The organism is Pseudoalteromonas sp. S1612 (genome assembly GCF_005887175.1).
In the GTDB taxonomy this organism is placed as follows: domain Bacteria; phylum Pseudomonadota; class Gammaproteobacteria; order Enterobacterales; family Alteromonadaceae; genus Pseudoalteromonas; species Pseudoalteromonas undina.
On the sequence record NZ_PNDH01000017.1, the window covers coordinates 24024 to 34013 of the forward strand.

The following is a 9990-nucleotide window of genomic DNA, read 5'->3' on the forward strand; positions in this document are numbered from 1 at the left end:
CGATTTTGTGTTACAAAGCACCTACTCAAGTTGCAAAACTGGCAGGATTAAGTATAATTTCGCCAGTTTTCATACCCTGACAATTAGAGCGTCATAAAGGTTAATTAAAAGTGACTAATAAGTTAGCGAGCCCGTATAGGCTTGCCGCATTAAAATTAATTTGCCTTCAGGGATTTGTAGCCCTTTTAGCTGCACTAATAATTTTTATAGGTTGGGAAACCAATGCCGCACTTTCAGCTCTAGCTGGTGGCGCAGTCGCAGTACTTCCTAACTTTGTATTTGCGCTTTATGCATTCAGATATATGGGTGCAAGTCGAGCAAATCAAGCGTATGCCTCGTTAAAACGCGGCAACGGATTAAAATTTATGCTAACAATCGTTTTGTTTGCACTAATGCTAAAGCTTTATCCGGTAGTACTGCTACCTTTCTTTTGTGCTTATGTGTTGGTGTTGTTTACAGGATTGTTTACACCCGTTTTTTTTAAACATTAACTTTTGGGATATAACATGGCTGCAGAAGAAGTTACTCTATCTAGCCATATTCAGCACCACTTAACCAATGCTAAGATGTGCTCGACCGACGCCGGTCTTGCCTTCAATAAAGCATGTACGGATAGTGGCTTCTGGACATGGCATATAGATACCCTCGCATGGTCTATCGGACTAGGTCTAATATTTTTATGGATCTTCCGTAGTGCCGCAAAAAAATCAACTCTGGGTGTACCTGGAAAACTTCAATGTTTCATTGAAATGGTTGTTGAGTTCGTTGGCGACAACGTACGCGATACCTTCCACGGGAAAAGTAAGCTAATTGCACCATTAGCATTAACAATATTCGTTTGGATATTCTTAATGAACTTAATGGATTTAATCCCAGTTGACTTCCTACCTGCATTTGCTGGCTTTGTTGGCGAAACTGCATTCGGTATGGATTCACACGACGTATACATGAAAATTGTACCAACTACAGATATCAATATGACAGCTGCACTTGCGCTGGGCGTGTTCATTCTAATGATTGGTTACTCAATTAAAATCAAAGGTATCGGCGGTTTTATTAAAGAACTAACACTTCACCCGTTTAGTTCAAACAATACAGCTATGCAGATTCTTTTAATCCCATTCAACCTATTACTAGAGCTTATCGCATTGGTTTCTAAGCCGTTTTCACTGGCTCTGCGTTTGTTCGGTAACTTATATGCAGGTGAGTTAATCTTCATCCTTATAGGTGCTGTAGGTTTAATGCAACTACCGTTGCACTTTGTGTGGGCTGTATTCCATATCTTAGTAATCGTATTGCAGGCATTCGTATTCATGATGCTTACAATCGTATACCTAAGCATGGCAAGTTCAGATAATCACTAATTACTATATTTACAATTTTACTTTTACTTTTAATACAATTGAAACTTTGGAGAAATAAATGGAAGCTTTAGAATTATTAAACGGCTTAAAATACATCGCAGTAGCTTTACTTATCGGTTTCGGTGCAATCGGCACAGCAATCGGTTTTGGTAACATGGGCGGTAAATTCCTTGAAGCATGTGCACGTCAACCTGAGCTAGCACCATCGCTACAAGTTAAAATGTTTATCCTTGCTGGTCTAATCGATGCTGTAGCAATGATTGGTGTTGGTATCGCGATGGTATTGTTGTTCGTACTTTAATTTTATTTTTTGAACAGCTTACTATTTAAGGAGGAGCGGTTGTGAACTTAAACGCCACTCTTATCGGTGAATTAATTGCGTTTACGGTGTTCGTATTATTTTGTATGAAATACGTATGGCCACCACTAAACGGTGCAATTGAAGCTCGCCAGAAGAAAATCGAAGATGGTTTAGCTGCCTCTGATAGAGCCGAGAAAGACTTAGAACTAGCGCAACAGAAAGCTGCAGAACAGCTTAAAGATGCAAAGGCTCAAGCGGCTGATATCATTGATCAAGCTAAAAAGCGTGCCGTGCTAATTGTTGACGAAGAAACTATTCGTGGTCAGCAAGAGCGTGAAAAAATTATTGCTCAAGGGCACTCTGAAATTGAATCAGAGCGTAACCGTGTGACAGAAGAGCTACGTAAGCAAGTAGCAACTCTGGCAGTGGTTGGCGCAGAAAGAATTTTAGAGCGCGAAATCAATCAAGCCGCACATAGTGACATCGTTGAAAAACTTGTCGCTGAGCTGTAATTAGGAGGGTATGAGCATGTCTGAATTGACTACTATCGCTCGCCCATACGCTAAAGCGGCTTTTGAACTTGCCGTTGAAAAAGGCGCTATTGAAAGCTGGAATGACATGTTGTTCTTTGCTGGCCACGTTGCCAGCAATGAACAGGCATCTACCATTTTAGCTGGATTGCCTACTGCTACCGCACAAGCTGAGTTATTTATTAACTTATGTGGTGAGCAGCTCAACGAACAAGGTCAGAACCTAGTTAAGGTGATGGCTGAAAATGGACGTTTGATTGCACTACCTGAAGTTGCTCATTTATTTTCTGCTTTAAAAGCAGACTATGAAAAAGAAATCGATATTGATGTGATTTCGGCAACACCTCTTGCTGCAGCCCAGCAAGAATCATTGGTAGCGGCACTTGAAAAACGTTTCGCACGCAAAGTTAAGCTGAATTGTAGTGAAGACGCTACAGTAGTTGGCGGCCTTATTATTAAGGCAGGCGACACTGTAATTGACGGCTCTTTACGCGGTAAATTAAATCGCTTAGCCACAACACTACAATCGTAATTGGGAAAAAGAGCATGCAACTTAATTCCACTGAAATTTCAGATCTGATCAAACAACGTATTGAGAAGTTCGAAGTTGTAAGTGAAGCTCGTAACGAAGGTACAATTGTATCTGTTACTGACGGTATCATTCGCATCCACGGTCTAGCTGACTGTATGCAAGGTGAGATGATTGAGCTTCCTGGCAACCGTTATGCTATCGCACTAAACCTTGAGCGCGACTCAATTGGTGCAGTAGTAATGGGTCCTTACGCTGACCTTACAGAAGGCGTAAAAGTATACACAACTGGTCGTATCTTAGAAGTTCCTGTTGGTGCGGGTCTACTTGGTCGTGTTGTAAACACGCTAGGTGCTCCTATCGATGGTAAAGGCGCTTTAGATAACGACGGTTTTGAACCTGTAGAAAAAATTGCACCAGGTGTAATCGAGCGTCAATCAGTAGATGAGCCAGTACAAACTGGTTATAAATCTATCGATGCGATGATCCCAGTTGGTCGTGGTCAGCGTGAGCTTGTTATCGGTGACCGCCAAACAGGTAAAACTGCACTAGCAATCGATGCAATCATCAACCAAAAAGACACAGGCGTTAAGTGTGTGTACGTAGCGGTTGGTCAAAAAGCATCTACTATTGCTAACGTAGTACGTAAATTAGAAGAGCACGGTGCACTTGCAAATACTATCGTAGTTGTAGCATCTGCTTCTGAATCTGCGGCACTTCAGTACTTAGCACCGTTCTCGGGCTGTACTATGGGTGAATACTTCCGTGACCGTGGTGAAAACGCATTAATCGTATATGATGATTTATCTAAGCAAGCTGTTGCTTACCGTCAAATCTCATTGCTACTTAAGCGTCCACCAGGCCGTGAAGCATACCCAGGTGACGTATTCTACCTTCACTCGCGTCTTTTAGAGCGTGCATCACGTGTAAACACTGATTACGTAGAAAAGTTCACTAATGGTGAAGTGAAAGGTAAAACAGGTTCATTGACGGCATTGCCTATCATTGAAACTCAAGGCGGCGACGTTTCTGCGTTCGTACCGACAAACGTTATCTCTATCACCGATGGTCAGATCTTCTTAGAAACTGACTTATTCAACTCAGGTATCCGTCCGGCAGTAAATGCTGGTATCTCGGTATCGCGTGTTGGTGGTGCTGCACAAACTAAAATCGTTAAGAAACTAGGTGGCGGTATCCGTCTAGCCCTAGCTCAGTACCGTGAATTAGCTGCGTTCTCGCAGTTCGCGTCTGACCTTGATGATGCTACTCGTGCTCAACTTGAGCATGGTGAGCGTGTAACAGAGCTAATGAAGCAGAAACAGTACGCGCCAATGTCTGTTGCTGAAATGTCTTTGTCGTTATTCGCAGCTGAGAAAGGTTACTTGCAAGACATCGAAATCTCTAAAATCATGGATTTCGAAGCGGCATTACTTTCTTTCGCAAATAGCACATACGCAGAGCTTATGGCTCAAATCAATGAAACTGGTAACTACAACGCTGAGATCGAAGCGCAGCTTAAAGAACTTCTAGAGAAGTGCAAGTCTACGCAAACTTGGTAATTTAGTTATTAATGGTGTGCTTTAGGATATAAAGCACACCTTGATTCGGAGAGAGAGTCATGGCCAGCGGAAAAGAGATTAAAAGCAAGATCGGCAGTATTAAAAATACTCAAAAGATCACTAGCGCAATGGAAATGGTTGCTGCGTCTAAAATGAAAAAGGCGCAAGAACGAGTGGCTTCAAGCCGTCCATACGCTGAAAAATTACGTAAAGTGATTGGTCGTGTTGCTCAAGCAAATCTTGATTTTACTCACCCGTTCTTAGAAGAACGTGAAGTAAAACGAGTTGGTTATATTGTTATCTCTACTGACCGTGGTCTATGTGGCGGCTTAAACTCAAATGAGTTTAAGAAAGTTGCATTAGACATTAAAGCGTGGAAAGAGAAAGGCGTAGATGCTGATTTTGCTACTTTAGGTAGTAAAGCAGCTGGCTTCTTTCAACGTTTTGGTGGTCAAGTGCTTGCTAAAAAAGCAGGTCTTGGAGATAAGCCTTCAGTACAGGACGTAATTGGTCCGGTAAAAATAATGCTAGATGCATTTTCTGAAGGTAAAATTGACCGTTTATTCCTGGTATATAACAACTTTGTTAATACCATGAAGCAAGAGCCAATAGTAGATCAGTTACTCCCTTTGCCAAAAGCTGAAGAAGAAGTATCTACACATGCGTGGGATTACTTATATGAACCAAACCCAGAGGCTATTTTAGAGTCTTTGTTAGTACGTTTCATTGAATCTCAAGTATACCAAGGTGTAGTTGAAAACGCTGCCTCTGAACAGGCTGCCCGCATGGTTGCAATGAAAGCTGCAACTGATAATGCCGGTGACCTTATGGATGAGTTACAGCTTGTATATAACAAAGCTCGCCAAGCAGCAATCACACAAGAAATTAGTGAGATTTGTTCTGGTTCAGCAGCAGTTTAATGCTTCAGGCAAAGATTAACGAGAGGAATAGACATGAGTTTAGGTAAGGTCGTCCAAATTATCGGCGCCGTTGTGGATATCGAATTTCCACAAGACAGCGTGCCAGCCGTATATGACGCGCTAAAAGTAACAGATGGCGATTTAGCTGGTTTGACTTTAGAAGTTCAACAGCAGCTAGGTGGCGGTGTGGTACGTACTATCGCACTAGGTACTACAGACGGTTTACGTCGTGGTGCTTCAGTAGAAAACACAGGCGAAGCAATTCAAGTTCCAGTTGGTACTAAGACCCTAGGTCGTATCATGAACGTACTTGGTGAGCCAATTGATGAAGCAGGTCCAATCGGTGAAGACGAGCGTATGTCTATCCACCGTGCAGCACCTACTTACGAAGAGCAATCAAGCTCAGTTGAACTTTTAGAAACGGGTATCAAGGTAATCGACCTTGTATGTCCATTCGCTAAAGGTGGTAAAGTTGGTTTATTCGGTGGTGCCGGTGTTGGTAAAACCGTAAACATGATGGAACTTATCCGTAACATCGCAATCGAGCACAGCGGCTACTCAGTATTCGCAGGTGTTGGTGAGCGTACTCGTGAGGGTAACGATTTCTACCATGAGATGAACGATTCAAACGTACTTGATAAAGTATCGCTTGTATACGGTCAGATGAACGAGCCACCGGGTAACCGTTTACGCGTAGCGTTAACAGGTCTTACTATGGCTGAGAAGTTCCGTGATGAAGGTCGCGACGTACTTTTCTTCGTAGATAACATCTACCGTTATACACTTGCGGGTACAGAAGTATCAGCACTTCTTGGTCGTATGCCATCAGCGGTAGGTTACCAGCCTACACTTGCTGAAGAAATGGGTGTACTTCAAGAGCGTATCGCATCTACTAAGACTGGTTCAATTACTTCAATCCAAGCGGTATACGTACCTGCGGATGATTTAACGGATCCATCTCCAGCAACAACGTTTGCTCACTTAGATGCAACAGTGGTACTTTCACGTGATATCGCATCACTAGGTATCTACCCAGCGGTAGACCCTCTTGATTCATCTTCACGTCAGCTTGATCCGCAAGTAATCGGTGAAGAGCATTACGGTATAGCGCGTGGCGTTCAAACAGTTCTTCAGCGTTACAAAGAACTTAAAGACATCATCGCGATTCTAGGTATGGACGAGCTTTCTGACGAAGATAAGCAACTTGTATCTCGTGCACGTAAAATCCAGCGTTTCCTATCTCAGCCATTCTTCGTGGCAGAGGTATTTACAGGTGCGCCAGGTAAATACGTTTCACTTAAAGACACAATTGCAGGCTTCAAAGGTATCTTAAACGGTGAGTTTGATGATATGCCAGAGCAAGCGTTCTACATGGTTGGCTCTATCGAAGAAGCTCAAGAAAAAGCCAAAAGCATGTAATTAGGAGGGTAGTATGGCAGCTATGACTGTACATCTTGATGTAGTAAGTGCTGAAGAGAAATTATTTTCTGGTTTAGTAGAATCTATTCAAGTATCTGGTAGTGAAGGTGAGTTAGGTGTTAACGCCGGTCACGCCCCACTACTAACTGCCCTTAAACCTGGTATGGTACGTTTAGTTAAGCAATTTGGTGAAGAAGAACTCATCTATATTGCTGGCGGTACACTAGAAGTTCAACCGAACATAGTGACCGTACTTGCTGATACAGCTGTTCGTGGTGAAGACCTGGACGAGAAAGCTGCAGAGCAAGCTAAACGTGACGCTGAAGCCCAAATGGCAAAAGGTGCATCTGCTGAGCTTGATTACAATCAAGCCGCAATGCAACTAGCTGAAGCAATTGCTCAGCTACGCGTTATTCAGCAATTACGTAAGAAGTAAGCCTATCTGGTTTTTAAAAGCCCACTTTATGTGGGCTTTTTTGTGCCTGATGATAAATCCTGTCGCTATTTGTAAATAAATTAATCGTTATGGCTAATATCTCTTCATTATTACTTATATCTACGCAAGATCCTCGCTACAATAACCCTATTCTATTAGGTGTTACTTTGCTTAAGTTAAGATTCAGTAGTCATTGCTTAGCCTACTGAGTATTTGCACATGATGTGACTTACGTAATCTACTTTGCAGCACACTTATTCTATTAAGCTAAAACAACGGAAAAAGGAAATTGTTTTAATGGCTCTAACAACGGTTATTCTTGCAGCGGGTAAAGGTACCCGTATGCGCTCTGCTCTCCCTAAGGTACTGCATAAAGTAGCAGGTAAACCTATGGTTCAACATGTTATCGATAATGCCAATGCGCTAGGTGCAACCTCTACTAACTTAGTTTATGGTCATGGCGGCGAATTATTACAACAACAACTTGCCGATAATAACGTAAACTGGGTACTGCAAGCTGAGCAGCTAGGTACAGGCCACGCAGTGGCACAAGCAAATCCTCATATTAACGATAACGACACTGTACTGGTTTTATACGGTGACGTACCTTTAACTAAGCAATCTACACTTGAACGTTTATTAGCAGCGACACCTAAAAATGGCTTAGCAGTATTAACCGTTAATTTAGCAAACCCAAATGGTTACGGGCGTATGCTACGTGTTGATGGAAAGCTAGTGGGTATTGTTGAACAAAAAGATGCTAATGCAGAGCAGTTACTTATTAACGAAGTAAACACCGGCATTATGGCGGTTAATGGTAAGCTTTTAAAAACATGGTTAGGTAACTTGTCTAACAATAATGCTCAAGGTGAATACTACCTAACAGATATAGTTGCTATGGCGCACAGTGAAGGTGTAGAAATTACATCAGCACAGCCTGATCATCCAATGGAAGTTGAAGGTGCAAATAACCGCGTACAACTTGCAGGATTAGAGCGTGCTTACCAAGCATGGCAAGCAGAAGACTTGATGTTAAATGGAGCCACCCTTGCTGACCCTGCACGTATTGACGTACGTGGCGACGTTAAAACAGGTGAAGATGTCCTCATCGATATCAACGTTATTTTTGAAGGCAATGTAACGCTTGGTAATAACGTACAAATTGGACCTAACTGTGTACTTAAAAACTGTAGCATCGGTGACAATGTTATTATTAAAGCCAATACACTAATTGAAGATGCATCAGTTGCGGCTAAATGTACACTCGGTCCATACGCCCGCCTTCGCCCTGGTGCAGTAATGGAAGAAGACTCGCACATTGGTAACTTTGTCGAAATGAAAAAAACCCGTTTAGGCAAAGGCTCTAAAGCAAACCACTTAAGTTACTTAGGTGATGCTGAAATTGGCGAGAAAGTGAATATTGGCGCAGGCACTATTACCTGTAACTACGATGGGGTGAATAAAGCCAAAACCATTATTGGCGATAACGCCTTTATAGGGTCTAATTCGTCACTGGTTGCTCCTGTAAATATTGGTGCAACCGCTACCGTTGGCGCGGGCTCTGTTATTACCAATACCGTGGCGGATGATCAGCTAGCCGTAGCACGTGGCAAGCAACGTAATTTAGATGGTTGGAAACGCCCAGTTAAAAAATAGTAATGACTATTACTTATTAAATATTTAAAGCGAGTTTTATAACTCGCTTTTTTATTGTCTATATATCTTAATTAGATTATTCAATAACACATTAAAATATAACTCAAGGAAGTGTAACATGTCAGCTTATGCTCATTGGGCAATCGTTGAAAGACAACGCCAAAGTCAGTTAAAAAGTATCTTGTCAGGTAATAGTCTATTCATTATTTATAAGCTTTAATAAAGCACTGAGTGAAGACCCTTATGGAGTATTCGGTGCATTATTTGGGGTTCCGAGCATAAAAATATTATGAAAATATTTAAATGGGAAAAAGCAAGTAAGAGTGGCAGAAACCTCGCTTTTAAAGAATTATGTATAAATTTGTTAGGGTCTATCGTAATTTGCATTCTTTGCTTTGCTCTAATTTATACCGTCATCTCAGAAATTAGTTTACTGGAAGCTGTTGGGTCTAGTTCTTTTTTTAAAGAAAAAAGTGGAAAGGTTCTTTTACTTTTTTTCCTTTTCCCTTTTTCTTTATTTTTTTTAGCTTCTATTCAGAAGTTATTAAATTATAAATCTGAATACTTAATGACAGGCTTTGTTAAAGGGTTGTTTATTGCATTACCTTTATTTCTTTTGCTAGTAATCCCTTTCAACTTGTATATAGAGTCATATATAAAAAGCAATGGCTATACTTATTGTAATTGGTATACCAGTCCATCATTCAGAGGTCCCGATGTTTGGTTAAAAAATGACGAGTTATGCTTACAAGATGGTTCTGTAATCACTAGTGATATTTATGATTGGTTTGAAATGCATAATGAAAAAGGAATTGAACCGACTCTAAATGAATTAGAGGCTTTTATTAAAAAGACAAGAATGGAACTTGGTAGATAAAATAAAGCAGACCTAATGATTCGGCTATATGTTCGAGATGTCTACAGCCAAAATTTTGCAATGGCTACCCACAGTCATAATTGACTCTTATCCTGGAATACGCGCTTACCTTAAAGGTACCCGTTATTTGGCTAGTAACCCTAAGCTTTTCACTATAGGGGTGGGTAAGCTCGAAGCAGCCAAAGCGATGAAAACCGGCTTCGTTGTTAGTTTAATTATTTCAGTGACATTTCATGCAATCGACCAGGTTTTAAATGACCAAAAAACATGGTATGACTTAGTTGCTGGAGTTGCTGGAGTTGCTGGAGTTGCTGGAGTTGGGGTTGCTATTGGAATTAGTTCAGGATGACTTTCAGAACGAGGTTAATGTATTGCTTGTTATGCACTAGATGAATTGTA

Annotated in this window: 12 protein-coding genes; all 12 read left to right on the top strand. The window is 41.3% G+C overall.

From position 1 onward, the window contains the following. The first annotated feature begins 110 nt into the window (after nucleotides 1-110). The 12 genes from CWB78_RS07570 (at nucleotide 111) to CWB78_RS07625 (ending at nucleotide 9940) form a co-directional block, all read left to right on the top strand. The gene (locus tag CWB78_RS07570) at nucleotides 111-491 is read left to right on the top strand and encodes an ATP synthase subunit I (protein ID WP_008112121.1); all 381 of its coding nucleotides are present in this window, start codon (nucleotides 111-113) and stop codon (nucleotides 489-491) included. Between the two features lie 15 nt (nucleotides 492-506). Beyond that, nucleotides 507-1364 carry a F0F1 ATP synthase subunit A gene (atpB, locus tag CWB78_RS07575; protein ID WP_008112123.1) on the top strand — a complete coding sequence of 286 codons (858 nt, stop codon included), beginning with the start codon at nucleotides 507-509 and terminating at the stop codon, nucleotides 1362-1364. Nucleotides 1365-1422: 58 nt separating this feature from the next. Next, a complete protein-coding gene (gene atpE / locus CWB78_RS07580) occupies nucleotides 1423-1665 on the top strand; it encodes a F0F1 ATP synthase subunit C (RefSeq protein ID WP_008112128.1) in 243 nt (80 codons plus the stop codon). Nucleotides 1666-1706: 41 nt separating this feature from the next. Next, on the top strand, nucleotides 1707-2177 hold the full coding sequence (gene atpF, locus CWB78_RS07585) for a F0F1 ATP synthase subunit B (RefSeq protein WP_138594912.1): 471 nt from the start codon (nucleotides 1707-1709) through the stop codon (nucleotides 2175-2177). A 16-nt stretch (nucleotides 2178-2193) separates the two neighbouring features. Then, entirely contained in the window at nucleotides 2194-2727 is a 534-nt protein-coding gene (gene atpH, locus CWB78_RS07590; RefSeq protein ID WP_008112132.1) for a F0F1 ATP synthase subunit delta, read from the top strand. A 14-nt stretch (nucleotides 2728-2741) separates the two neighbouring features. After that, nucleotides 2742-4283: a F0F1 ATP synthase subunit alpha gene (gene atpA / locus CWB78_RS07595; protein WP_008112134.1), complete on the top strand. Its 1542-nt coding sequence runs from the start codon at nucleotides 2742-2744 to the stop codon at nucleotides 4281-4283. 59 nt (nucleotides 4284-4342) lie between these two features. After that, nucleotides 4343-5203: a F0F1 ATP synthase subunit gamma gene (atpG, locus tag CWB78_RS07600; RefSeq protein WP_008112136.1), complete on the top strand. Its 861-nt coding sequence runs from the start codon at nucleotides 4343-4345 to the stop codon at nucleotides 5201-5203. Between the two features lie 33 nt (nucleotides 5204-5236). Next, nucleotides 5237-6622, top strand: coding sequence for a F0F1 ATP synthase subunit beta (gene atpD / locus CWB78_RS07605; protein ID WP_008112138.1), 1386 nt, complete (start codon nucleotides 5237-5239; stop codon nucleotides 6620-6622). Nucleotides 6623-6635: 13 nt separating this feature from the next. Then, a complete protein-coding gene (locus CWB78_RS07610) occupies nucleotides 6636-7058 on the top strand; it encodes a F0F1 ATP synthase subunit epsilon (protein ID WP_008112140.1) in 423 nt (140 codons plus the stop codon). 297 nt (nucleotides 7059-7355) lie between these two features. Further along, complete coding sequence (gene glmU / locus CWB78_RS07615) at nucleotides 7356-8714, top strand: bifunctional UDP-N-acetylglucosamine diphosphorylase/glucosamine-1-phosphate N-acetyltransferase GlmU (protein ID WP_138594914.1); 1359 nt, start codon at nucleotides 7356-7358, stop codon at nucleotides 8712-8714. A 289-nt stretch (nucleotides 8715-9003) separates the two neighbouring features. Next, the gene (locus CWB78_RS07620; RefSeq protein ID WP_249930414.1) at nucleotides 9004-9591 is read left to right on the top strand and encodes a DUF1240 domain-containing protein; all 588 of its coding nucleotides are present in this window, start codon (nucleotides 9004-9006) and stop codon (nucleotides 9589-9591) included. Between the two features lie 127 nt (nucleotides 9592-9718). After that, a complete protein-coding gene (locus tag CWB78_RS07625) occupies nucleotides 9719-9940 on the top strand; it encodes a hypothetical protein (protein WP_249930417.1) in 222 nt (73 codons plus the stop codon). Nucleotides 9941-9990 lie beyond the last annotated feature (50 nt).